The organism is Paenibacillus sp. Negev47, assembly GCF_058313655.1.
In genome coordinates, this window is sequence record NZ_CM177754.1 from 833,876 (window position 1) to 859,103 (window position 25,228).

Sequence of the window (25,228 nt, forward strand, 5' to 3'; positions counted from 1 at the left end):
AGCCTTTACCTTTCGGCGCGAAAGCGTCATGAGAGGTAAAGGCTTTTTTTTGATTTTAATGTCCCGGATAAAAAAACCTATTCTTTTGCACACTGTATATAGAGCCATAATTTGCATCCCATGCCAAAGGAGGACGCCGGCTATATGTTTCGTAAACAAGAGAAAACGCTCATCATCGTCTGTCTGGTCGCAGCTGTGGTTGTACTGTATGCCGTGGTGAAAAGCATCATCCGAATTATGAGTTATTGAGATCCATGTTCAAGCAGAATGATCTGCTGTCGTACATAAACGATTATGTGAAAGAGGAGTGTAACCATGTCATCCCTGGATCCTGTTTTGCTCAGCCGGATACTGACCGGTCTTACCTTGTTTGTGCATATCATTTTTGCCTCCATTGGTGTAGGTGTTCCACTTATGATTGCCTTGGCTGAGTGGCGAGGGCTACGAACCAATGATATTCATTACACCTTGCTGGCACGCCGTTGGGCACGAGGTTTTGTCATCACGGTTGCCGTTGGCGTTGTTACAGGCACGTCGATCGGATTACAGCTTAGTTTGCTGTGGCCGATGTTTATGCGGGTCGCGGGTCAGGCCATTGCTTTGCCGCTGTTTATGGAGACGTTCGCTTTTTTTATCGAGGCGATCTTTCTTGGGATTTACCTCTACACGTGGGACCGTTTCAAAAAGAAATATACGCATATGCTGCTGCTAATTCCGGTAGCACTGGGATCATCCGCCTCTGCGATATTCATTACAACAGTGAATTCTTTCATGAACCAGCCTCAGGGATTCACCTTGATTAATGGCATCATGAAGGATATCCATCCGATTGCTGCGATGCTGAATCCGGCGACACCTACCAAGGTGTCACATGTACTTGCCTCATCGTACACCTTGAGTGCGGGTGTCCTGGCGGGCATAGCCGCCTTCAGTCTGCTTCGGGGGCGGGATCATGTGTATTACAAAAAAGCACTTAAACTCACGACGGTGTCTGCGCTCGTCTTTGCGATCAGTACCGTCATGATCGGAGACTCCTCCGGTAAATTTCTCGCGAAATATCAGCCAGAGAAGCTGGCTGCCGCAGAATGGCATTTCAAGACGATGAAGAAGGCACCGCTCATCTATGGCGGCATTTTGGATGAGAACAATGAAGTGAAATACGCCATTGAGATTCCTTATGCTCTTAGCATTTTGGCAGGTAATCGTCCAGATACGGAAGTGAAAGGTCTTGAAGAATATCCTGCGGATCTGAGGCCACCACTGTCTATTCACTATATGTTCGACCTGAAAGTCACAACCGGAGTGATCATTCTGATGATTCCTGTGTTATATGTGCTGCGTCGATGGTTGCCAGGGCGTAAGCCATATCCCAAATGGCTGCTGCTCGGTATTGTCTTCCTGGGGCCTCTCGCCATGATTGCAATCGAGCTGGGATGGATTTTCGCAGAAGTCGGCAGGCAGCCCTGGATCTTACGTGGGTATATGAAGGTGTCGGAAGCGGCCACGACGTCAACATCGGTAGGATGGATGCTAGTGTTGTTCATCTTGCTGTATCTAATCCTGTGTTTCTCGTGCATTCGGGTACTCAGTAAGCTGTTCCGTAACAAGGAAGCAGAGAAGGAACTGGAGACGCTGGGGCTTGAAGGAGGGATCGTGCATTGAGTTTCGAAATTGCAGGCATCGCGATATTGTGGACGTTTTTGTTCGGTTACCTGATCGTTGCTTCGATTGATTTCGGCGCCGGATTTTTCAGCTTTTACAGCATCTTGACCGGGCACGAGAACAAAATTCATAACATCATTCAGCGCTACCTGTCTCCCGTGTGGGAAGTGACGAATGTGTTCCTGATCTTTTTTGTGGTCGGACTGGTCGGATTTTATCCGGACAGCGCCTTTTATTACGGGACAGCCTTGCTGGTCCCGGGTTCCTTGGCCATTGTATTGCTGGCGATCCGGGGCGTATATTACGCCTACAATACCTATGGCAATCATGGGAATAACAGCCGGATCTACATGGCACTGTACGGAGCAACGGGATTGCTGATTCCAGCGGTGTTCTCCACCATTTTGGCCATATCTGAAGGAGGGATTATTGAGCAGGTGGGCGATCAGGTTTTTTTTCGCTGGCGTGAATTTTTGACGAATCCCTATACCTGGTCGGTTGTATTGCTTGCACTGGTCAGTGTGCTCTATATCTCGGCGATGTTTCTGTCTTATTACGCCAAGCGGGCAGGGGATGAGCCGGCATTTGAGGTACTTCGAGAATATGCGTTACTCTGGAGTTTGCCCACCATTTTTGCGAGTTTTCTGGCTTTTCTGCAGATTAACAAACAGAATCCCGCACACTTTGAGCAGATGTTGAATATCTCTTGGATGTTCATTGCTTCATTTATTTGTTTTGTCATTGCTGTGTCGCTGGTGTGGAAAAGTAAATATCTAGGTTGGTGCTTTATCGCTGTCATGCTTCAGTTTGCTTTTGCCTGGTATGGTTACGGACGATCCCACCTTCCGTATATTCTGTATCCTTACATTAATATTTACGACAGCTTTACGAATCGTACGATGGGGATTGCATTGATTACAGCGTTTAGCCTGGGGCTGCTCGTGCTGATTCCTTCGCTTGTGCTGATTATGAAGTTGTTCTTGTTTAATGCAAATTATGTGCGCGGTAATTCTGGTAAAAAGAAAGGATGAGTCCGTTCATGGTCATTACTGAGGGAGTCACTGGTATACCCGGTATAACCGGATTGACCTTTTTTGAGACATTCACCATTATGTACGCCCCGCCTCTGATCATCGCGGCTGCTATTGTCTTTCTGTTTGTATACCTGGCCGTATATAAGAACCCGAAGGATTGATTGGCTGGTACGTCCATTCCCGTTTAGGGTAATCTCTTGTTAAGAAATGAGGAAGGGAGGAGGGCCCTTTCATGCCGAAAATCCGTTATAACAATATTGATAATGTAAGTACGGACAAAACGCTGAAGGAATTCAAGCAATGGAGGGAGCAGCGGCGCAATAAAGTGAAGGACTACTCCTACACCGTGCCCAAACACCCGCCTGAACTGGATTATCTGCATGCCAACCGGGATGAAACAAGTATTACCTGGATTGGTCACTCCACGTTTTTTATTCAATATTATGGATTGAACATCGTGACTGACCCGGTGTGGGCCGAGAAAATGGGATTTCAACGAAGGCTCGGCGCCCCCGGCATTCCGATTCAGGATATTCCGCCTTTGGATGTCATTCTGATATCCCATTCCCACTATGATCATCTGCATCTGGCTTCCTTGCGCAAGCTGATTTCAGCCAAGACGTTGCTCATCGTACCCGATGGTCTGAAGCGCAAGATGATCCGCAAAGGGTTCCATCGATGCCAAGAGATGAAGTGGTGGGATCATATTACACTTGGCGGAGTCAAAATAACCTTTGTCCCTGCACAGCACTGGACGCGCCGGACGCTGTTCGATACCAATACGTCCCATTGGGGCGGGTATGTGTTGGAACCGAATCATCCGGTAACAACATCAGCAGTGGAAAGTGCTGCAACAACGAGCGGTCGGGATGAATCATCCACGGAATCCGGAAAGAACGACACATCCAAATCATCAGGCGGTCCGCCTGTGTTGTATTTTGTGGGTGATACAGGTTACTTCCATGGTTTCAAAACGATTGGAGAGCGCTTTGACATTGGTGTTACCCTGATGCCCATCGGTGCCTACGATCCAGAATGGTTCATGACTTCTCAGCATGTGACACCCGAAGAAGCGCTGCAGGGGTTCGTTGAATCCGGTTCACAGCTCATGGTGCCGATGCATTACGGCACATTCAAGCTGGCGGATGATACGCCCAAGGAAGCACTGGATCGGCTCGAAGTCGAACGTGAGCGGCTCGGCATTGGTCCAGAGCGGATTCGGGTGCTTGGTCATGGCGAAACACTTCGGATTAAGCACGAGGAAGGTAAACGGGACTAGGACGTATCTCAAAACTCGCTGAAGTGCATCTTTTACCGCCTTTTCGCCCCATACTGCGTCACTTTCCCTTGACGTGCCCCGGCACGCCTGCGGTAAATTTCCTTGCTTGGAACGAAAATTCGGCAAAATCTGCTTCTTCGGAGTTTTCAGACAAGCCCTAACAAAAGTGAGCCAAATATGTTAATGTAGGGTTATACCCGCATGAACAGTACATTTACCAAATCTTTAATCAGTAAAAAGCGGCCAATTTTCGAATTTGCCGCTTTTTTGTGTTATAATATGGTGCCAGAATAGGCATCGGGATATTGAATCCATGATTTACGCAACTTGCTATTCATGCAGTATGCAGATTAACCAATAAAGGATGGTATGCTTAATGATCAGTACAAGCGGCATCACGCTCCGCTACGGAAAACGTGCACTTTTTGAAGATGTAAATATCAAATTCACACCAGGAAACTGTTATGGCCTGATCGGCGCCAACGGAGCCGGCAAATCCACGTTCTTGAAAATTTTGTCCGGTGAAATTGAATCAAACTCGGGAGAGGTGCACATCACCCCGGGCGAACGTATGGCCGTTTTGAAGCAAAACCACTTTGAATATGATGAGTATCCGGTTCTCGAAACGGTAATTATGGGCCATAGTCGTCTCTATGCCATTATGAAAGAAAAAGATACGCTGTATGCCAAAGCGGACTTCACTGAAGAAGACGGCCTGCGTGCAGGTGAGCTTGAAGGTGAATTTGCCGAGTTGAATGGCTGGGATGCTGAGCCAGATGCAGCGGCACTCCTGATCGGTCTGGGTATCGACCGTGACATGCACGAGAAGAAAATGATTGAACTGAGTGGTAACGAAAAAGTTCGTGTCCTGCTTGCACAAGCATTGTTTGGTCGACCAAACAACCTGTTGCTCGATGAGCCTACCAACCACTTGGATCTCGAATCCATTCAATGGCTTGAGAACTTCTTGATGGATTATGAAGGTACTGTTATTGTGGTATCCCATGACCGTCACTTCCTGAACAAAGTATGTACGCACATTGCAGATATCGACTTTGGTAAAATCCAGCTGTATGTAGGTAACTATGACTTCTGGTACGAGTCCAGCCAACTGGCACTTGCTTTGCAGCGCGATGCCAACAAGAAAAAAGAAGAGAAGATTAAAGAGCTTCAAGCCTTTATTCAACGTTTCTCTGCGAATGCCTCGAAATCGAAGCAAGCAACTTCCCGGAAGAAACAGCTCGACAAAATCACGCTGGATGACCTTCGTCCATCGAACCGTAAATACCCGTTTATCAACTTCAAGCCTGAGCGTGAAGCAGGTAAACAATTGTTGACTGTAGATCGCATCAGCAAATCGATTGATGGCGTGAACATGCTGAATGATATCAGCTTTGTCGTGAACAAAGGGGATAAAATCGCATTTGTTGGCCCGAATGGTAATGCGAAGTCACTATTGTTTGATATTCTTATGGGTGAAACGGAATTGGATAGCGGCGAATACACTTGGGGCGTAACAACAACTCAAGCTTATTTCCCAAAAGACAACTCCAAATATTTTGACGGTGTAGACATGACTCTCGTGGATTGGCTTCGTCAATATTCCAAAGATCAGGACGAAACGTACCTGCGTGGATTCTTGGGACGTATGCTGTTCTCAGGTGAGGAATCCTTGAAAAAGGCAAGTGTACTCTCCGGGGGCGAGAAAGTTCGCTGTATGCTGGCGAAAATGATGCAGACTGGTGCTAACGCATTGATTCTGGATGAGCCTACGAACCACTTGGATCTCGAATCCATCACAGCGCTGAACAATGGTATGATTGATTTTGACGGCACAATGCTGTTCACATCCCATGACCATCAGTTCATTCAAACGATTGCTAACCGGATTATCGAAATTACGCCGAATGGCATCATTGATCGCCAAATGAGCTATGACGAATATCTGGAAAGTGATGAAATTAAAGAACTGCGCAATAAAATGTATCCGGTAGAAGCTTAAAATAAGCATCATCTACGGAACATTATGCATATAGACACAAAAGAACCGCAAGCCTCTGTAAGAGGGCTTGCGGTTCTTCTTGTTATACACTGGGTATCTTTGCGGCTCTAAACCCTAAGATCCACCAGTACGGCGACGTTGGTTGTTAGGCTTCTTGTTGTTCTGACTCTTCATCGCTTTCGGTCCGCCTTCAAAGTAGGCGCTGGATTGGTTGCCGGAATTTGCTTGTTCTTTCTTTTGTGCAAGCTTCTGGCGTATAGCATCCTGCAAACTGACCTTTTTCGGTTCGTTATTTTCGCTCATCGTTATTTCCCTCCCGGTCTTACAGTAAGCCGTCCAGATTGGACGGGATGTACCTATTTTATACGTTTTACAAAAGCCCCACAAGGGCAACCTGATAAAATGCTCAAATCCTTTGGTTTTACCCAGGCCAACATTCTTTCTCAGTACCTACAGCCCTGCCGTCTGGCAACTTTGTTTCGGCTTGCCTACAGCAATGCAGCTTGGCAACACTGTTTCTGTAGACCCACACGCTCCGCATTTGGTAACATGGAAAAACCGTAATAGGAAACGTTAAAGGAGTGTCGCCCGGTTTGAACGCTTATGAAGAAATACGAAAAGGGGAGCGAGGCGCTTGGGTTAGTATCGTAGCCTATCTCGTCTTGTCCGCCTTTAAGCTGATCTGTGGATATTTATTTGCTTCCAGCGCTTTGTTGGCGGATGGTTTTAATAACCTTACGGATATTGTGGCGTCCGTTGCTGTATTGATCGGGCTTCGGATCTCCCAGAAACCCCCTGATTCGGATCATGCCTATGGTCATTTTAGAGCGGAGACTGTTGCTGCCTTGGTGGCTTCATTTATTATGGCTATGGTTGGGCTGCAAGTGTTGGTTGAAGCCGTTCGTTCCTGGTATGAAGGAGCCTTTGTTGCTCCTAATCTGTGGGCGGCAGCGGTGGCTGTAGTCTGTGCGGTGGTGATGCTAGGGGTGTATCGTTACAATCACCGTCTCGCCAAACAAATTAATAGCCAGGCATTGATGGCTGCGGCCAAAGATAATCGTTCGGATGCCTGGGTCAGCATAGGCGCTGCAGTTGGTATTATCGGTGCGCAGTTCGGACTTCCTTGGCTGGATAAAGTAGCTGCGATTGCTGTAGGCCTGTTGATCTGCAAGACCGCTTGGGAGATTTTCCGGGATTCTACGCATCGCCTTACCGATGGGTTTGATCAGAAAGAACTGACGGATCTCAGATCCTCCGTGGCTCGAGTTCCCGGTGTTGAAATGATCAAGGATGTAAAAGCACGTGTGCACGGCAGTCATGTACTTGTAGATGTGGTGATTGAAGTGGACGGAGGCCTAAGCCTGATAGAAGGCCATCAGATCTGTGACAGAGTGGAAGAGCGGTTGAAGCGGTCACATAACATCATGCATGTACACGTACATGTGGAACCGAAGATGGATGAGGTTACTGGGAACTCTTGAACAGAGAGTGAACATATTGAACATCAAAAGAGGACAGCTGCGATTAAGCGCGCTGTCCTCTTTACTTATCGTTAGAACGATTATACGATATTATTGAATGGCAACGTGGATCCACGCTTTGCCTTTCCAAGTGTACACTTGCACCCACTCGCCGCCGTCGAATCCGTCAACCACTTCACCTGTTGTATCGATAACTTGGGAGCTTAATGCACCGATTGGTTTACCGTTAGGTGCATCATAGAACCAAGTGCGCTCCAGAAGGTTCAGCAACATCGTTGGTACCAGTACTACATCGCCTGGTTTTACAACTGGTTCGTCAAATAACTTATCTGTTGTAGGAGAAGGGTTATTACCATTAGTGCTGTAGGTAGCACCGGTTACTGTCTCAGTAGTACCTTCTACTGTTTCTACAGCAGGTTTGTTCACTTCAACAGCCGGAGTTGTTGTCGTTGTTGTAGCTTCTGTTCCTTTTTCCGGAGTCACCGTTCCAGTAACCGCTTCCTCAGCACCCGCAGCGGCAGCCATCGAACCCATCAACGTTAAAGCAGCGGCAAAACTTACGATTTTTTTCATTTTGTTTTTCCTCCTCGGTAGGTATGTAAAATGTTGTCCTGATTACAAGTAACCAAGCAAGCACCCTTATGAATCACAAATTATAACAATATTTTCTTGAATCCTCCAGTGTCAACTGGCTCATATGTGGGTATATAGAAAAGCCTGTAAATATCATACTTCAGTGGGATAAAACCGGGTTGGCTATCTTCAAAAAGGTCCTGTTTTTTGGGATTCATACGAAGGGGGAGTGGAATAAAGCAGAAAGGAGTGCAGTACATAATATAGAAGGTTGACCTGTGCCTGAACGCACAAAAGCCAATCGGCTTGGTAGCACGATCGGCTTTTGTATGTATTCGTCTTATTGACTCATTCGGAACATCAGGTTATCGCATTCGGCTGCGTCCCGTAATGAGGGAGATCACGAACAGTACTACAAAGATGAAGAACAGTACTTTGGCGATTGAAGCAGCTGCCTCAACAATACCGAAGAATCCGAAGATACCTGCAACCAGTGCAATAATTAGAAATAATACAGACCATTTCAACATGAGGATTCATCCTTTCGTTTACTGATTTGTGGAGTGAGTGGTGTTCACCTCACCGCCTTGTGTAGTCTAACTTTAACCGAGTGTTCTCCGGTTGAAACATTGGTTTTTTTCCAAGCGCATGCATATATGAAGCGACATATAATATTGTTTCGTCAGGGAAATCGCCGGGTAACTATAGCAATAACAAACTGATGCACATATGGAAAGAGAGGTTCTTTTATGATCTATCAAATTAGCGTGGCCCTGATTGCAGTGGCATTTGCAGTACTTGTTTTCTTCTTAATTCGTACCTTGAAATCAGCACAGGGTTCTTTGGACAATGTCTCACAGACATTACAGGAGGTACAGAAGACCATTGACGAACTTAGTTATGAAGTGAAACAGACGGTAAGACATGCCAATGACATTACAGTGGATGTGCAGCACAAAATGAAAAAAATTGATCCTGTGATGGAATCTGTTGAGAATCTCGGAGAAGTGTTGAATGAAGTGACGGCAGCAGCCAAACAAGTCTCCACGACGCTGATGGCCAGATTTCAGACCAAACGAAACCATGCTGAAGAGACGAAGCACGCTAAACCGTCTCATGTAACAGCATCGCCTGCTACATCAACGGACCGTACCCTGCAATCCTATGAAGCTACATATAATGGTGAAGCCAAGGGCGGGAAGAACTGGATGAAGTATATCGATGTTGCAGCAAATGTATGGCAACGCATGCGCAAATAACATGACCGCTTTGTAATCCATAAAGAAACCTTCAGAGCGGTAATGAACCTGATGAAAGGGTGAGATTCATGATGAAAATACTGCTTGTGATGTTTAGCGTAATTTCTCCCTTTTCCGTTCAACCGGCAGCGGTGCCCGCTGCTCACGATATGCAATGGACGGCAATGGAAGAGAAGGCGTCAGAGGTGACTCTGGCTGTTGATCGTTCCGAGACTTTCCAGCATTTTCGGACTCTGAATGGTATTTCTCTGGATGACACCATGAACGACTTGTTGGCCAAGAAGGGCCAGCCCGGGCATAAGCAGGAAGATCCTTATCTGGGGTGTCCTGAATATCACTTTCATGATGTGAAGGTTGGCATGTGTGAAGATACGGAGATGATTCAATATGTGCATATCGATGCATCTGAGAATCACATCATGTTAAACGGTGAGAAAATTGAGATGAATATTGAAGCGATCCATCAAGCTCTTGGTAAACCGTATTATGTGGCTGAGGACGGAGAAGTGTTTCTCCGTGGAGATCAGGCTTTAAAGGTATATATGAAGTCAGGCTCCAGCCAGATCAATGGCATTGATCTTTTTGATGATACGGTTTCCTAGAATTGGTTATTACACAATCGTTTCAACCCCGTATAGTAAGGTTATATACTAAGTAGCTCGTTATAGAAGATTAAATCAGAGGAGAGTGGAAACGATGAATTCAACCAATGCGCAAGCTTATGCAAAAGTGGTAGAAAACGGAGTCCAGGCGGTAGAAGCGGTGAAAGAATTGCAGATTACCGGATATCTTGCTGATCATATCTTCGTTCTCGCCCATGAGAAGGATCGTACAGATCGAATTGCCGATACGGCAGATGCCAAAGAAATTGGCATTAAGGAAGAAGGCGTATTTGATTCCTTGGCGAATCTGTTCCGCTCACGTGGTGACGAACTCCGGGCCAAAATTGTTTCGATGGGCTTTACCGAAGCCGAAGCCGACTTCTACGAGAGTGAACTCGACAAAGGTAAAGTACTCGTTATTGCTAAAAAGAAAGATTAACGAGATATATGCTACAAGCTGAAATCTGCTGAACGTGGACAAGCTTCTGAATCACCTATGTAAAACACTTAATCAAAAACATAGATAAGGAATGGGGCTTTCCCCATTCCTTATCTATGTTTTTGCAAGTTTGGAAGCGGGATCAGGACGCTGCAAAAACAGGTGAAAAGCGGGGGATTCTCCCGTACTGATAAAGGTTGTTCAAAAAGTCCACTTTTGTACACGGGTTAATAGTAGTTTTTTGTTTTTAAGATTATAGTTATACTAGGAATTATTATGTCTACTGCCGTTTTGTATACAAAATTTGTAAAATTAAGGTTAATTTTAACCTAATAAGAATCGACAAACCCGGACGCCACAGATAAGGAGATATCAATGAGAATACTTATTGTTGACGACAATCCGACGAATGTCATTATCATTCGAGAAATTCTGAAAAAAGAAAATTATCGTGACATTGTAACGGCGAGTTCCGCCATGGAAATGTTTGAAGTTTTGGGAATTGGAGAGGAAAGCAATGAACTTCGTCCAAGACCGTCGGATATTGACCTGATTTTGCTAGATATGATGATGCCTGAGATGGACGGAATCGAAGCTTGCGGTATTGTACAGAAATTTGAAAACCTAAAGGATATTCCGATTATTATGGTGACTGCCATCGGTGACTCCAAGAAACTTGCCGAAGCATTGGATGCTGGCGCATCCGACTATGTAACCAAACCGATTAACAAAGTCGAATTGATGGCCAGAATTCGACTCGCACTTCGTTTGAAACAAGAGAAGGATTGGCACAAAGAGCGTGATCAGCGTATCCAGGATGAGCTGAAGCTGGCAGCAATGGTTCAGAATGCCGTATTAAGTCCGGCACTCCGGGACCCTTTGTTTCAAGTGCATGCCATCTATAAACCTTCCTTCGAACTGGCGGGTGATCTGTATTCGTGGTATCCGCTCGGGGAAGGCCGTTATGGGGTACTGCTGCTCGACATGATGGGACATGGGATATCTTCATCCCTGTTTACGATGTTTATCGCTTCTGTCTTGAAAGATACAGTTACCACTTACGTTGATCCGGAGAAGGTTATTCAGGAGTTGAACCGGCGCTTCAATCAGCTCCATCTGGGGAAACAATTGGTACAGTATTATTTCACGGCAATCTATCTGGTTGTGGATACACGGATGAAGCGTATTGATTATGTCAATGCAGGGCATCCGCCTGCATTATTCTTCCGAGATGACGGCAGTGTCACTACTTTTGACAGCGTCTGCTGCCCTGTTGGTTTGTTTGATAAAATGGACATTGAGCCACAAACGATCCATTACGAGGGTGACGGGCATATTGCGCTTTATACAGATGGTTTATTGGAAGCTGTTCAGGGTGGTCAGGAGGAGCAACATGAATTCCTGATCGAAAAACTGAGCGGTTCACATCAGTGGAATGAAGCTGCCATGCAGGCGCTGTTTTTCGACGACGAGATTTCACAGGAACGTGATGATGATAAGTGTCTGGTCTGGATTACACTGGAAAAGGGGGCGGATGCTGAATGAAGATCAGGAATAAACTGCTGATTGGCTTTACCGCTCTGATGGCCATTTTGATTGTGCTCACGTTTGTGAGTTATGAGCGGCTGAACAGCAGCAATCAACAGATAGATCAGATGTATCAGGAACGTTATCTCAAAGTAAGATTCACTTCTGCGGCACGCGGAGAGGTTAATGATATAGCTAAAGTGCTGGCTAACTTGTTATTAAATCCAAACAACTCGACTGCAGCAGCAGACGCTGACCTGAAGGAGATGAAGGATCGAGGCGATCGCAACCTCGTAGAAGTGAGAAACCGTGCAGACCGTGCGCCTGAACATCAACTGGTGGATCGTGTAAATACTGCATGGAATGCTTATACAGCCTATGCTACGAGACAGATTAGCATGATGTCCCAGAACCGGATAGAAGATGCGAATAACTACCGCAATTCAACAGGACTCGCGGTGCAAAAAGAAGCTGTAGATAGTTTGAATGCTCTTTCCCGTTACCAGGACCAAGAGATTGATACGGAGATTAAGGACGCTAACGCAGCGTATACGAGAGCAGTGCAGATTACGGTAAGTATCATGATTGCCGGATTGTTGCTGGCACTGGGTATCATTATGTGGGTGCTGCCAAGCATTACACGGGGGCTGAATACCGTATCCATGATGATCACCAGTTTCGGCAAAGGTCGCTATCGGACTATCCGCCGCATTCAGGTCAAGTCGACGGACGAGATTGGTCAGATTGCCAGTGTATTCAAAGATGTGTCCAGCGATCTGGAAGAAAAACTGGAAGTCGAGAAGGCTTATATGCAGGCCCAACAGGATCAGAACTGGATGAGTTCGAATATTGCAAGAGTCCCGGAGCTGCTTCGGGGGATTGGATCCATCCGGCAAATTTCACAGATGTTTATCAGTGAGTTCACACCTGTGCTTGGTGCTCAGTTGGGTGTCGTGTATCTGATTGATGAAGAGAAACATCCCGACGAACTGAGACGTTACGGTGCATATGCATTTGAGGAGAACGAAGACGTTGGTAAAGAAATGTACCGGATCGGTGAAGGCCTGATTGGTCAGGCTGCGCTCGATATGACACCGATTATTCTGGATAATACGCCTGGAGATTACGTGCATATTGGTTCAGCTTCAGGTTCAACACGTGCTGCTGGCATCATGATCTATCCTGTCGTGTTCGAAGATGAATTGATTGGTGTTGTTGAACTGGCTTCCTTCGAAGGGTTCAGTGAACTGCACAAGCAATTGTTCTCTCAATTGATTATGAATCTGGGCGTTATACTGAACAACGTTCGACGTCGTTTGCGTGTGGAGGAGCTGCTTCGTGAATCCCAGGCACTGACAGAAGAACTGCAGGTTCAATCGGAAGAATTGCAGACACAGCAAGAAGAGCTGCGTCGTTCCAATGAGAATCTGGAGGAGCAGACAGAGGCGCTTAAACGTTCCGAAGAATTGCTGCAGCGTCAGCAGGAAGAACTGGAGCATTTTAATACAGAGCTCATTGCGAAGACGAGAGCGCTTGAAGAGCAGGTACGTGAAGTCGAAGAGAAAAATGACGAAATTGAGAAAACGAAGACACAGTTGGAACAACAAGCTACGCAACTGTCGATGACAAGCAAGTACAAGTCCGAATTTTTGGCGAATATGTCGCATGAACTCCGTACACCATTGAATAGTCTGCTGATTCTCTCCCAGTTATTGTCGGAGAACAAGGCTGGGAATCTGACTGACAAGCAGCAGGAATATGCTCAAACCATCTACATGTCGGGCGCCGATCTGCTGAAGATGATTGATGAGATTCTGGATCTGTCCAAGGTGGACGCAGGTAAGATGGATATCAACTATGAGGCCGTTCGAATGGAAGAGCTGACCAGCTTTGTTCAGCAGAACTTTGGACCGATGGCGAATAAAAAAGAGCTGAACTTGAATATCGAGTTCGACAGTGATTTACCGGAATGGGTATACACCGACAGTCATCGCGTCAAACAGATTTTGCGGAACTTGTTGTCGAACGCGTTTAAGTTTACCAACCGTGGTTCGGTCAGTCTGATTGGACGGCGGATGAAAGCCGAAGAACTGCCGGGATATATGAATACCAATCAGGAATATATCGGCTTTAGTGTGAAAGATACCGGCATTGGAATTCCATCCGACAAGACAGATCTGATCTTTGAAGCGTTCCAGCAAGTGGACGGGACAACAAGTCGGAAATATGGTGGAACTGGCCTGGGATTGTCCATTAGCAGGGAACTGGCACGCTTGCTTGGTGGCGCTATACAGGTGGAATCATCCGAAGGTGAAGGTAGTTGCTTTACCTTGTATCTGCCGGATAATCATGAAGAGGAAGCTCTGGCGAAGAAAGGTGCCTCAAGAGAAGCAGCTGTATCCTCTGAGGAGTTTTATGAACAGTCCATCGGAACACGGACCATGCTATCAAGTCATCAGTCCATCCTCTCTCCTGAACCGAAGCGGAGCGTGGATACGGATCTGTCTCCTACCCATACGCCAGATGTCATGCAGTTCGAAGATGATCGGGAGAATCTCATGGAAGGTGACAAGATCCTTCTCATCATTGAAGATGATGTGAACTTTGCACATATATTGATGGATATGGCGAGAGGTAGAGGTTTCAAGGCACTTGTTGCCCTTCAAGGTGATAAAGGGCTTGAAATGGCACGTCAATATCTGCCGGATGCCATTATCCTGGATATTCAATTGCCAGTTATGGACGGTTGGACCATTCTGGGTGAGCTGAAGAGCAGTTCGGCAACACGCCATATTCCGGTACATGTGATTTCGGTCATTGATGATATGAAGCAAGGATTGATGATGGGCGCCATTGCGTATCTGAAAAAGCCGTCCAGCAAGGATTCACTGGATAAAGCTTTCTCGCATATCAAATCATATACCGAGAATCAGCTGAAACGACTCTTGATTGTGGAAGATGATGAGATTCAGCGTAAAGCCATTATTGAATTGATAGGTCATGATGACGTTGCAATTACAGCAGTATCCACAGGTAGTGAGGCTTTGAATGAATTACACAGTCAGCGTTATGACTGCATGGTACTGGATCTGATGTTAACGGATATGACCGGGTTCGAGTTGCTCGACCAGATCCGAGATGATGAATATCTGAACGATCTGCCGATTATAATTTATACAGGCAAAGAACTGGATTCCAAGGAAGAAATGAAGCTGCGCAAATATGCGGAATCTATCATTATCAAGGATGTGAAGTCACCGGAACGTCTGCTGGATGAAACCACATTGTTCCTGCATCGGGTGGAGGCCAATTTGCCGGAAGACAAGCGTCGAATCTTGCAGAAGCTGCATAATAAGGAAACGTTGTTTGAAGGCAAGAAAATATTGCTTGTAGATGACGATATTCGTAATGTATTTGCCCTTTCAAGTGTCCTTGAAGGTTATCGTATGGATGTAACGTTTGCAGAGAATGGTCGTGAGGCTCTGGAAATTCTGGAGAAGAATCCGGAAATTGATCTGGTGCTGATGGATATGATGATGCCAGAAATGGATGGTTACGAAGCCATGACACGAATTAGACAGATACCGCAGTTTGAAAAGTTACCGATTATTGCGCTTACGGCCAAAGCCATGAAAGAGGATCGAGGCAAATGTATTGAAGCTGGAGCATCTGATTACGTGAAAAAACCAATTCAGACAGATCAATTGTTATCCTTAATGCGCGTATGGCTGTATTCGTAAGTTCATTATTCGTATGTTCATTGTTTGGGTAATGAAAGACAATACGACGAATACGCAAGTAACAAATGAAGAAGTGGAGAGAAGTTATGACACCGTGGGAACCTACCGAGACAGGGACAGATTTGGTCCGCATGCCGCAAGATGAAGAGCGCGAGCTGATCGAGATTGAATTGCTGTTGGAAGGCATGCACCGTTTATATGGTTATGATTTTAGAAACTATGCACTGCCATCCCTGAAGCGAAGAATCTGGCATCATGCACATGCCGAAGGTGTTAAGAGCATATCCGGCTTGCAGGAGCGTGTCCTTCATGACCGTTCCGCGTTTGAACGTTTTGTACAGAACTTGTCCATCCCTGTAACGGAAATGTTTCGAGATCCCTCGCTTTTCCGAATGTTTCGGGAACAGATTATTCCTGTTTTGAGAACCTATCCGTACATCCGAATCTGGCATGCGGGTTGTTCTACAGGAGAGGAAGTCTATTCCATGGCCATCATGTTGCATGAGGAAGGACTGTATGACAAGGCAAGAATCTACGCAACCGATATGAATGATCGGTCATTGCAACAGGCTAAAGAGGGCGTCTACGGTATTGAGAAAATGAAATTATTTACTACAAATTATTTGGAGGCAGGGGGTACCAGAGCCTTCTCCGAGTACTATACAGCGAAATACAATTCGGTGATGTTTCACCCTTTTCTAAGGAAGAACATTATATTCGCCGAGCACAATCTGGCAACAGATCGGTCATTTAACGAGTTTAATGTTATCTTTTGCCGCAATGTCATGATTTATTTCAATGATGAACTACGGAACCATGTGCATGGGCTGTTTCACGAGAGCTTGAGCCACTTTGGTATTCTGGTTCTGGGGTCAAAAGAATCGATACATTTTACAGAGTTCAGTGATACCTATGAGCCGTTAGACCGGACCGAAAAAATATACCGGAAGATCAAATAGGGGGTTAGGTTAGCCATGGGGCTCAATGAACCAATCCACATATTATTGGTAGATGACCGCCCTGAGAACTTGCTTGCGCTTGAAGCGGTTCTGGAATCGGAACAATACAAACTCGTTAAGGCAACTTCCGGAGAAGAGGCACTCCGCTGTCTGCTGAAAGACGAATTTGCGGTTATCGTACTTGATGTGCAGATGCCTGGAATGGACGGAATTGAGACAGCAAAGTTAATTAAGGCACGGGACAAGTCCAAGGATGTGCCGATCATCTTCATCTCTGCGAATAGCAGAGAGGCGGAGCACTTGTTTGCCGGATATTCAGCCGGGGCCATTGATTACATGGTTAAGCCGTTTATTCCTCAGATTTTGAAATCCAAGATCGAGGGCTTTGTGGAGATGTTTATTACAAATAAACGATTGAAGACACAAACGATGCTGCTTCACCAGAAGACACAGGAACTGGAGAAGATGAACCAACAACTCATTCAGGCCAAGGAAGAAGCGGAAATCGCAGCCAATGCGAAGACCGAGTTCCTGGCGATGATGAGCCATGAGATTCGTACGCCGATGAATGGAGTCATCGGCATGGTGGATCTGTTAATGGAGACCGAACTGAAGGAAGATCAGAAGGAATACGCAGACATCGTTCGTCGCAGTGCGGATGCACTCGTGACGGTAATTAATGACATTCTTGATTTTACCAAGATGGAATCCGGCAAAATGGAATTGGAAGAGCATCCTTTCGAACTAGCTTCCTGTATTCGGGAAGTACTGGGATTGTTTGCTGCGGAAGCAGGCAAAAAAAATCTGGAACTGGATTATTTCCTCGAAGATTCTGTCCCTCAATTAATCTATGGAGATATGGCGAGGCTACGTCAGGTTCTCTTGAACCTGATTGCTAATGCGATCAAATTCACCGACCATGGCGGGGTATATCTGATCGTGTCAATTAAGGAAGAGAATGGCGGACGAATGGCGTTAGAGTTTGCCGTGAAGGACACAGGAATAGGCATTGCGTCAGACAAAGTTGACCGCCTGTTTCAGCCGTTTTCCCAGCTGGATACATCCATGACACGCAAGTATGGTGGAACGGGCTTAGGGCTGGCCATATGCAAAACTCTGGTCGAAATGATGGGTGGACAGATCTATCTGGACACTACGGAGCAGCGGGGAGCCACGTTTGTATTTACGATTCAGGCGAAACGCTATGTAGAAACCGAACTGGTACAGATGAACGGAGAAGAGAAGCTGAGTGATGTGAAGAATGAGAATAAATATCCTACGGTATTGATTGTGGATGATCATCCCATTAACCAGAAGTTGATGGCGATCATGCTCAGTAAGCTTGGGTTGTTATCGGACATAGCTGAAGATGGGCAGAGCGCACTAGACATGATGCTCGGCAGCCGTCATCCCTATGACTATGTATTCATGGATCTGCAGATGCCTGTGATGGACGGTCTGGAATGTACACGGCGGATTAGAGAGAGCTTGCCCCAGTCCAACCAGCCCATCATTATAGCAATGACTGCTAACGTTATGGAAGGGATTCAGCAACGCTGTACTGCCGCAGGTATGGATGATTATATTAGTAAACCGGTGAAAATGGGTAATGTAAAACAGAAAATAACCCAGTTTCAGAAACCACGACAAATGTTAAACTCAGGTCCATCTGCCATGAATCATGCCAATTGAAACATTTGCCAAACTTCTTTTTGTTTCACTCGTGCTGAAGTTGGGTTATTAGGTAAGGAAACCATTGATCAGGAGAGAGATGTCTAATGAATACAAATAAGAATGAAAAATTCAATGCAAGAACTGAAACACAAGACGGTGTGTGCACAGTGTATCTGACTGGCGAACTGGATTTGTCTGTCGCTCCTGACTTCCGTTTGGTAATGGAGCCGCTCGTGGACAACAAGGAACAGGATCTTATGATCAACATGAAAGATTTGAAGTATATCGATAGTACAGGGATAGGCATCCTGCTATCTGTTCTGAAGGCTAGACATGGAATGGAAGCTCGCTTTGAAGTACAGGAAGTTCCTGCGCAAATCCAGAAACTTTTTGACATGACGGGCATCGCCAAATTCTTTGTCACACAGAAGAATTCCCAATAGGAAAGGATCGAAAAAGGAATGAATGCAGAAGTTCAAAGAGTCACCCTTAATTTACCGGCGACAGCTGATTACGTTGATATTGTAAGACTCAATCTTTATGGAGTAGCATCCAAAATGGGATTCTCTTATGAAGACATTGAGGATATGAAAGTTGCTGTATCCGAGGCCTGTAACAACTCTGTACTGTATGCCTACTCACACGAAGGCGGTATGGTTGAAGTCGTATTTGAAGTGGATGGCGAAACATTGTCCATTACTGTTAAAGACGAAGGTGCCAGCTTCGAGAACATGAATCCTGCTGTGTCACGTGCCGGTCTTCACGACAAAGAATTGACAGAAGCTCAGATTGGCGGACTCGGGTTTTACCTGATGCAAGCCTTGATGGACGATGTCAGTGTGGAAAGTGAGACGGGCAAAGGTACGAAAGTAGTACTCGTAAAACGTCTTGCAAGAAGTGAGGAGAAAGTATGAGTGAAAAAGTGACTCCCCCAGAGTCCATGTCTGAAGCAATAGGTTTGATCTGGGAATACCAGCAGACCCAAGATAACGAAATTGCAACAGTTCTAATCCGTAAATATGAACCGATGGTAAAAATGGCAGCAGGTAAAATTGCTCGGAATCGCCCCGATCTGTACGAGGACTTGTATCAGACCGGGCAGATGGCATTGATTCGTTTGCTCAAGCAATATGATATCAACCTGGGTATCCCATTCGAACCTTATGCCATGAAGAGCATGATCGGTCATATGAAGAACTATTTGCGAGATAAATCCTGGTATATTCAGGTGCCCCGGAGGATCAAGGAAAAGGGAGCACTTGTGCAGCATGCCATTGATGAGTTAACCGTGAAGCTGGAGCGCTCACCAGGTGTGAACGAGATTGCTGAATACCTTGATTTGACTGCAGAAGAGACGATTGAAGTTCTGGCTGGTCGGGAATGTTACCACTATGTGTCACTGGATTCTCCGTTATCTCAGGATGACAGTGCAGCCACATTGGGAGAACTGATCAGTGCAGATGTAAATGACTTCGATTCAGTCGAAAAACGGATGGACTTGCAACAGGCATTGGCACAATTGAAGGAACAGGAACAGAAGGTACTTATTCTAGCATTCCAGGATGGTCAGTCTCAGCGGGCAATTGCCCAGAAGCTTGGTGTTTCACAGATGAGTGTATCTCGGATTCAGAAGCGAGCTACAGAGAAATTGAAACAGATCATGTCCAATGCTTCAATGCTATGAAAGATGAATCCCTGATATTGTTGAGCACGGCATAAAGAAGGACACGTAATTCCGTTGGAATACATACGTGTCCTTTTTGGGATTAAAAAGGTTGTATGCAATAAACATATGTGCAGGAGTGGATATTGTGATTGTGGACCAAATCAAGCTGGAAGCTCGTCGAGACAAGTTATCTTGCTCAGATCATTGGCAATGGTGGGATTGGGTTGCACCTGACACGGATAGCATGAATAATGCCTTGGAGGAGCTGACAGAGGCATTTCCGGATATGCAGTATTGGCTTCATAAAATTTCGGAAGTGGAATCGAATTATTTGTCCGTCCGTTTCGTGAATGGTACTGAGCCCATCATATTTGGCTCCTTGTTATATGCGATTAAGAATGAGAGAGATGACAAACGAAAAGATAATCAGATGTTCTTTTATGTCGATCGCACCAACCTGGTTACCTTGAACTTGGATGACAACACAAGAGGCATTATGAAGACAGATGAACGTGCGAATATGTTGCAACAATGTACGGTGGCCAGGGATGGCATGTTCGTACTTTTTCGAGCTCTACTGCATTACTACCATGTGGGGATGGATCATTTTGAGATGAACCTGCGTGATTTGGAACGAAAGATGGAGTCTCGTAATGCACGCACCTTGATGGACCAGATTCTCGCTGCCCGATTTGAATTGTTATACTGGAGCAATCTGTTTATCCCGTACTCGGAACTCATGGCCGCTGCCCATGAAGCTTACCTGAGTGAGATGAAAGACAATCGTTTCTTTCTACAGCTTCAATATCGTGTAGAACGGATGGAGCGTCTGTTCAATCACTATGAGAAAGAGATTGACACCTTAATCTCTATTGATAATGCAATCTCAGGGGTTCGTGGAAATGAGATTATGAAGACGCTAACTATAGTTACAGCTGTATTCATACCGGCAACGGCTGCTGGAGCGATATGGGGCATGAACTTTGAGAATCTGCCCCTGATCGACAAGAGCTGGGGAGTTGTACTGGTCATCGGACTGATTATCTTTAGCATGATCGGCATGTATGTATGGCTGATGATGAAAGGGTGGACAGGAGACCTGCTGAAAGTGAAGTCTTCACAGCCTTCAGCTGAAGAGATTGAGAAAAAAGGAGCAACTGAAACGCGTAGGGGATAGCCTATCGGCTAGTCCTCTTAGTTTTTGTAATCTTCAATATAGCCAAGTAAATCAGCAATGTATTGTCCAACAATCGGCATATTGACGAATTGACTCAGAATGAACGCCAGCAAACCCAGAACAACAAAGGTCCCCACGGTTAGACCGAGTCCTCGTGCCATGCCTGCTGTAAAGTTGGTAATGATCCGCTTTTTGGGACTGCTGTAATTCTCAATAATATCTTTGATCTGTGCCCGCTCCAGACTGTCCGCAATCTGGTCCAGACGGGTATTTAGCCGCTTTACCTCATGTCTTAATTCAAAAGGGTGCTCGCTCGTATCATACTGTTGCGCCGGTGTTCCTCCCGTAACTGGAGTATTACCGTTGATTGTAACTTTGCTCATGCTCCTTTTCCTCCCATTCGCATTGGATAAAAAATAGCCAGCTGGAATGCAGCTGGCTATTGGTCACTCGATCTACATCCCCTTACAGGCTAGGCGAGTTTAGTTCTTTACGCGCATCTTCCTTCGCTTCTACGGAAGCGGCAGCCACTTCATCAGATGCACGGGATGCTTCGTTAGCCACATCAGCGGACGCTTTTCGTACAGAGTCCATTACATCATTACGACCTTGATTTACCGTTTTCGCAATTTCAGAAGTTTTGGAGGAGACCGTTTTAGCCAGTTCAGAGGCTTTGTCACCTACAACGGTTGCCACTTCTTTCGTGCGATCAGTAACCATGCCTACTTTCTCGGAAAGATCACCTCGTAATTCACGTCCTGGTTTAGGTGCGAAGAGTAGAGCTGCAGCTGCTCCCAGCAAACCCCCGATGAAAATTCCTTTGGCGAAAGTCGAACCCGTCTGTACAGGATATTGTTCTTCTACTTTATTCATGTCTAATCACTCCTTCTTCAAATTAAGAAACAAATACGAAACACCGAACACCTTGTTGCCCGAATCAGGCAGCCTGTCTTAGCAGTCTGGACACAAGCCCCAGCAAGAAAACAAAGAGCGCTGTACCAATGATGGCAGGAAGAATGGCAAAGTTACCGATAACCGGTCCCCAGTTACCAAGCAAAAGTGCTCCCAGCCAAGCTCCGGCAAATCCGGCAATCATTGCACCGATGATGCCTCCAGGCATATTGTGACCGGCTAGTGCATCTCCGATCAAACCGATGATGACAGCCATCACAATGCTGATAATGATGCCCCACATAACAACCGCCTCCTTTTAAACTTGATGTAGGATGTTGTCTGTTCGCGTTTGCTTACTTCGTATATAAACGCCGTGCATCCCTGTGAAACAACAAAGATGAGGATGAACGATCTGGAAATTGGAGAAATCCATTCTTCAACCGGTGCGTTTAATGCCTTTAATCATGCAGAAGATCCATGCCAATCCAGCGGCAAACCCCGTAAATACATCCGTAGGATAATGAACGCCCAGCATGATGCGGCTGATGCCAATCAAAAAAATAAAAATAATGCCGCATAGAACAGGAAGCCACATACCAGAAGAGTTATTCCGTTGTCGTTCAATCGCCCAGATTACAAAGAGCATGCCGTAGAAACCCATGGAGATCATCGCATGACCGCTGGGGAAACTGTATCCGTGAACGACCAGCAGATGATCCAGTTCAGGCCGGCTCCGTTTGAAAAATTCTTTCAATAACGTGTTCAGAATCCACATCACGGCAAAGCTCCCCAAGATCGTATACCCATATATAACAAACCTAGGACTGCGTTGCATGAACAAAAGAAGAGCAAAACCTCCTGCAGCCACAGCAGAGATCTTGAATGAGCCCAGTGCTGTTATGAATGCAGTATAAGGGAACAGGAGGAGGCGTAAATCCGAATCCAAATAAAGTAATTGCTGAATCCAATCATCCAGACGAATAATACCATCAGCGCCCAACCAGGCACCTAGAGCTGCCAGGATGAATACGACCGAAGCGCTGAGCGCCATACCAGCCAAACTCCAGTTGAGCAAGGGGCGTAATAACATGCCGGGAGTTGAACCGGATGAGGATGGTAGATACGATTTGCGCGGCATAGTGAGTTTCTCCTTCAGTAGTTGTAATAGATGAATCTAGATGAATATAGGTATACCCGAAATACCTGTCGAAAAAACTGTAAAAACGTCGTTTTTGTACTATACTATTTAAGATATCCCATGCGGCGTCGTGACGCAAAGCAGAGATGAATTCGGGAGCATAAAGGAGAGAACTCGCATGGAGAGTGACTTGTTAATTAAAGAATACCGTGCAGGCGTTATGGAATCCGCCCATTACGGACACATAAGCATTACGGATGAGCAGGGTCGAATTGTATACTCGGCTGGCGATCCTCATTTTCGAGCGTTCACACGTTCATCAGCCAAACCTTTTCAGGCTATACCAGGCATTCGGGCAGGGATTGCTGATCACTATGGCCTGTCAGCACAGGAGATTGCTATCATGTCCTCCTCGCATCGCTCGGAACCCGAACATATCCGGGTGCTTGAACAGTTGTCCAGTAAAATAGGGTTGGGTGAAGAGTGCTTGATCTGTGCTCCGAGTTATCCGCTTAATGAAGAAAGCCGTAATGAATGGTTACGCGGACAAGGGGAGAAACGTCGCATTTTACACAACTGCTCCGGCAAGCATCTGGGAATTCTGGGATACAGTCAGATGAAGCAGGTGGATCTGGGCAGTTACGCTGAGCCGGATCATCCAGTGCAACGTGAAATTCTTGAGACCTTTGCCGATATGGCGGGTATTGAGGAAAAAGAGATTGAACTTGGGACGGATGGCTGCGGCTTTCCGGTATTTTCTTTGCCGTTGTCAGCATTATCGAACGCCTATCTGAAACTCGCTTGTCCCGATCTTATCGCTGATCCTTTCACAAGAACAGCTGTCGAGACCATCACATCGGCCATGAATGAACATCCGTTGATGGTAGGTGGCACGGAGCGTGTAGATTCAGTGCTCTTGGAAGACGATAACATTGTAGCGAAAGGTGGATTCAAGGGTGTATTCGGATTCGGCCTGAAAAAGGAACGACTGGGAATCACCTTCAAGGTTCTTGATGGTTCCGAAGATGAGTGGGCCATCATTACCCAATCCATTCTGAAACAGATTGGTTATTCCAATAAGCAAACTATTGCACGACTGGCTGAAGTCTTTCCATCGGGCATTCGAAATGATGCAGGGAACCTTGTTGGTCATACAGATAGTGAGTTCCTCCTGCGCTCACTTGCAGATAGCCTATAACCTTAAGAAGGGGCGTGATTAGAGTTGCCGGACCCCGGGTAAAGATGACATACCAACTGGTATTCATCTATACAATTCATATACACGCACGGACTGCCGCAGTAATGTGGCAGCTCTAAACCCTTGGAGGTGGATGAACATGATTAAAGTGGTGACATCGGAAGAAAGGCACACGTCGGATCGAGGTTGGATACACAGTGAATTCAGCTTTTCCTTTGCGGATTATGATGATCCTAGTAATGCCCATTTTGGTTGTCTGCTCGCTCATAATGATAACACGCTGATGCCGCAAGAAGGCTTTAAGAAGCATCCACATCATGATCTTGAACTTGTCAGTTATGTCATATCAGGTACGCTCAAGCATACGGACAGCATGGGAACAGAACAATTACTTGAGCCGGGCACGGTTCAGGTTATGAGTGCAGGTACGGGAGTGGAGCATTCGGAGACCAATCCGTCAACGGATGAACCGGTACATTTCCTCCAGATGTGGTTTTTGCCATCTGAACGTATGCTACAACCTTCCTATACGAATCGAAGGGTAGAGGCTCAGGAACAGTTGAATCGTCTATGTCCGATTGTATCAGGGCAAGGCGGCGAGGGAACCGAGGGCGCATTGGCTATTTCCCAGGATGTAACCTGTTACTTGTCCCATTTGGAATCCGGTAAGAAGTTGATGTACCCGCAGCACGAAGATCGGCGTACACATCTTTTCCTGATCAGTGGACATATCGAGATTAATTGTTCGGATGGCAATTTCAACCTCAAGCCGGGGGATGCTGCACGAATTCGCAAAAGCTGTGATCTGCAAATCACGAGCACAGGTAGCGAACCTGCCGAATTTGTTCTGGTTGACCTGCCTTAATGTTCATGTTTATCCAATAAGGATAGCCTTGAAATATTACTAAGCAAAAAGGGACCTGT

Annotated in this window: 26 protein-coding genes; 19 read left to right on the forward strand and 7 right to left on the reverse strand. The window is 46.0% G+C overall.

Going from position 1 to position 25,228, the window contains the following annotated elements; genetic code table 11:
• Positions 1 to 315 precede the first annotated feature (315 nt).
• From AC4G47_RS03800 to AC4G47_RS03820, 5 genes are all read left to right on the forward strand, one after another.
• Positions 316 to 1,662, forward strand: a complete 1,347-nt coding sequence (locus AC4G47_RS03800) for a cytochrome ubiquinol oxidase subunit I (RefSeq protein WP_491104839.1) — start codon at positions 316 to 318, stop codon at positions 1,660 to 1,662.
• Entirely contained in the window at positions 1,659 to 2,693 is a 1,035-nt protein-coding gene (locus AC4G47_RS03805; protein ID WP_491104840.1) for a cytochrome d ubiquinol oxidase subunit II, read from the forward strand. The genes AC4G47_RS03800 and AC4G47_RS03805 overlap by 4 nt, the downstream gene beginning before the upstream one ends.
• An 8-nt stretch (positions 2,694 to 2,701) precedes the next feature.
• The gene (cydS, locus tag AC4G47_RS03810) at positions 2,702 to 2,857 is read left to right on the forward strand and encodes a cytochrome bd oxidase small subunit CydS family protein (protein ID WP_491104842.1); all 156 of its coding nucleotides are present in this window, start codon (positions 2,702 to 2,704) and stop codon (positions 2,855 to 2,857) included.
• 71 nt (positions 2,858 to 2,928) lie between these two features.
• Positions 2,929 to 3,975: an MBL fold metallo-hydrolase gene (locus tag AC4G47_RS03815; protein WP_491104844.1), complete on the forward strand. Its 1,047-nt coding sequence runs from the start codon at positions 2,929 to 2,931 to the stop codon at positions 3,973 to 3,975.
• A gap of 376 nt (positions 3,976 to 4,351) precedes the next feature.
• On the forward strand, positions 4,352 to 5,977 hold the full coding sequence (locus AC4G47_RS03820) for an ABC-F family ATP-binding cassette domain-containing protein (RefSeq protein ID WP_145325810.1): 1,626 nt from the start codon (positions 4,352 to 4,354) through the stop codon (positions 5,975 to 5,977).
• Positions 5,978 to 6,091: 114 nt separating this feature from the next.
• Here AC4G47_RS03820 and AC4G47_RS03825 read toward each other — a convergent pair whose 3' ends face one another.
• Positions 6,092 to 6,280 carry a hypothetical protein gene (locus AC4G47_RS03825; protein WP_017692261.1) on the reverse strand — a complete coding sequence of 63 codons (189 nt, stop codon included), beginning with the start codon at positions 6,278 to 6,280 and terminating at the stop codon, positions 6,092 to 6,094.
• Positions 6,281 to 6,570: 290 nt separating this feature from the next.
• Here AC4G47_RS03825 and AC4G47_RS03830 point away from each other — a divergent pair, with 290 nt between their 5' ends.
• On the forward strand, positions 6,571 to 7,458 hold the full coding sequence (locus tag AC4G47_RS03830) for a cation diffusion facilitator family transporter (RefSeq protein ID WP_491104846.1): 888 nt from the start codon (positions 6,571 to 6,573) through the stop codon (positions 7,456 to 7,458).
• A 90-nt stretch (positions 7,459 to 7,548) separates the two neighbouring features.
• Here the strand turns inward: AC4G47_RS03830 and AC4G47_RS03835 are convergent, their stop codons facing one another.
• Positions 7,549 to 8,031 carry a hypothetical protein gene (locus AC4G47_RS03835; RefSeq protein WP_336764740.1) on the reverse strand — a complete coding sequence of 161 codons (483 nt, stop codon included), beginning with the start codon at positions 8,029 to 8,031 and terminating at the stop codon, positions 7,549 to 7,551.
• 365 nt (positions 8,032 to 8,396) lie between these two features.
• On the reverse strand, positions 8,397 to 8,561 hold the full coding sequence (locus AC4G47_RS03840; RefSeq protein ID WP_017692264.1) for a DUF1328 domain-containing protein: 165 nt from the start codon (positions 8,559 to 8,561) through the stop codon (positions 8,397 to 8,399).
• A 219-nt stretch (positions 8,562 to 8,780) separates the two neighbouring features.
• Here AC4G47_RS03840 and AC4G47_RS03845 point away from each other — a divergent pair, with 219 nt between their 5' ends.
• The 11 genes from AC4G47_RS03845 to AC4G47_RS03895 all read left to right on the forward strand — a co-directional run bounded on the left by AC4G47_RS03845 (position 8,781) and on the right by AC4G47_RS03895 (position 21,074).
• On the forward strand, positions 8,781 to 9,290 hold the full coding sequence (locus AC4G47_RS03845) for a DUF948 domain-containing protein (protein WP_145325808.1): 510 nt from the start codon (positions 8,781 to 8,783) through the stop codon (positions 9,288 to 9,290).
• Between the two features lie 68 nt (positions 9,291 to 9,358).
• Positions 9,359 to 9,892, forward strand: a complete 534-nt coding sequence (locus AC4G47_RS03850) for a hypothetical protein (RefSeq protein WP_458124103.1) — start codon at positions 9,359 to 9,361, stop codon at positions 9,890 to 9,892.
• A 94-nt stretch (positions 9,893 to 9,986) separates the two neighbouring features.
• Positions 9,987 to 10,331 carry a YflT domain-containing protein gene (locus AC4G47_RS03855; RefSeq protein WP_062836465.1) on the forward strand — a complete coding sequence of 115 codons (345 nt, stop codon included), beginning with the start codon at positions 9,987 to 9,989 and terminating at the stop codon, positions 10,329 to 10,331.
• 375 nt (positions 10,332 to 10,706) lie between these two features.
• On the forward strand, positions 10,707 to 11,876 hold the full coding sequence (locus AC4G47_RS03860; RefSeq protein ID WP_491104849.1) for a PP2C family protein-serine/threonine phosphatase: 1,170 nt from the start codon (positions 10,707 to 10,709) through the stop codon (positions 11,874 to 11,876).
• Complete coding sequence (locus AC4G47_RS03865; protein WP_491104851.1) at positions 11,873 to 15,598, forward strand: response regulator; 3,726 nt, start codon at positions 11,873 to 11,875, stop codon at positions 15,596 to 15,598. Before AC4G47_RS03860 ends, AC4G47_RS03865 begins: the two co-directional genes overlap by 4 nt.
• An 86-nt stretch (positions 15,599 to 15,684) precedes the next feature.
• Positions 15,685 to 16,557, forward strand: a complete 873-nt coding sequence (locus tag AC4G47_RS03870) for a CheR family methyltransferase (protein WP_491104852.1) — start codon at positions 15,685 to 15,687, stop codon at positions 16,555 to 16,557.
• 15 nt (positions 16,558 to 16,572) lie between these two features.
• Positions 16,573 to 18,249, forward strand: a complete 1,677-nt coding sequence (locus AC4G47_RS03875) for a response regulator (protein ID WP_491104853.1) — start codon at positions 16,573 to 16,575, stop codon at positions 18,247 to 18,249.
• An 86-nt stretch (positions 18,250 to 18,335) separates the two neighbouring features.
• Positions 18,336 to 18,674, forward strand: a complete 339-nt coding sequence (locus tag AC4G47_RS03880; protein ID WP_458124098.1) for an STAS domain-containing protein — start codon at positions 18,336 to 18,338, stop codon at positions 18,672 to 18,674.
• 18 nt (positions 18,675 to 18,692) lie between these two features.
• Positions 18,693 to 19,145: an anti-sigma B factor RsbW gene (gene rsbW / locus AC4G47_RS03885; RefSeq protein WP_062836469.1), complete on the forward strand. Its 453-nt coding sequence runs from the start codon at positions 18,693 to 18,695 to the stop codon at positions 19,143 to 19,145.
• Complete coding sequence (locus tag AC4G47_RS03890; RefSeq protein ID WP_145325800.1) at positions 19,142 to 19,915, forward strand: sigma-70 family RNA polymerase sigma factor; 774 nt, start codon at positions 19,142 to 19,144, stop codon at positions 19,913 to 19,915. The genes rsbW and AC4G47_RS03890 overlap by 4 nt, the downstream gene beginning before the upstream one ends.
• Positions 19,916 to 20,045: 130 nt before the next feature.
• A complete protein-coding gene (locus tag AC4G47_RS03895) occupies positions 20,046 to 21,074 on the forward strand; it encodes a magnesium transporter CorA family protein (protein WP_491106636.1) in 1,029 nt (342 codons plus the stop codon).
• Between the two features lie 17 nt (positions 21,075 to 21,091).
• Here AC4G47_RS03895 and AC4G47_RS03900 read toward each other — a convergent pair whose 3' ends face one another.
• The 4 genes from AC4G47_RS03900 to AC4G47_RS03915 form a co-directional block, all read right to left on the reverse strand.
• Positions 21,092 to 21,457, reverse strand: a complete 366-nt coding sequence (locus AC4G47_RS03900; protein ID WP_336764733.1) for a DUF5665 domain-containing protein — start codon at positions 21,455 to 21,457, stop codon at positions 21,092 to 21,094.
• 82 nt (positions 21,458 to 21,539) lie between these two features.
• On the reverse strand, positions 21,540 to 21,947 hold the full coding sequence (locus AC4G47_RS03905; protein WP_458124096.1) for a YtxH domain-containing protein: 408 nt from the start codon (positions 21,945 to 21,947) through the stop codon (positions 21,540 to 21,542).
• A gap of 64 nt (positions 21,948 to 22,011) precedes the next feature.
• Positions 22,012 to 22,269, reverse strand: a complete 258-nt coding sequence (locus tag AC4G47_RS03910; protein ID WP_145325797.1) for a GlsB/YeaQ/YmgE family stress response membrane protein — start codon at positions 22,267 to 22,269, stop codon at positions 22,012 to 22,014.
• A gap of 135 nt (positions 22,270 to 22,404) precedes the next feature.
• Complete coding sequence (locus AC4G47_RS03915; RefSeq protein WP_491104856.1) at positions 22,405 to 23,106, reverse strand: phosphatase PAP2 family protein; 702 nt, start codon at positions 23,104 to 23,106, stop codon at positions 22,405 to 22,407.
• Between the two features lie 178 nt (positions 23,107 to 23,284).
• On the opposite strand from AC4G47_RS03915, the gene AC4G47_RS03920 reads away from it, so the two are divergent.
• Positions 23,285 to 24,304, forward strand: coding sequence for an asparaginase (locus AC4G47_RS03920; protein ID WP_491104858.1), 1,020 nt, complete (start codon positions 23,285 to 23,287; stop codon positions 24,302 to 24,304).
• A 139-nt stretch (positions 24,305 to 24,443) separates the two neighbouring features.
• Positions 24,444 to 25,169 (forward strand): pirin family protein, encoded by a 726-nt coding sequence (locus AC4G47_RS03925; protein WP_491104859.1) that lies wholly within the window; start codon positions 24,444 to 24,446, stop codon positions 25,167 to 25,169.
• The last annotated feature ends 59 nt before the right edge of the window (positions 25,170 to 25,228 follow it).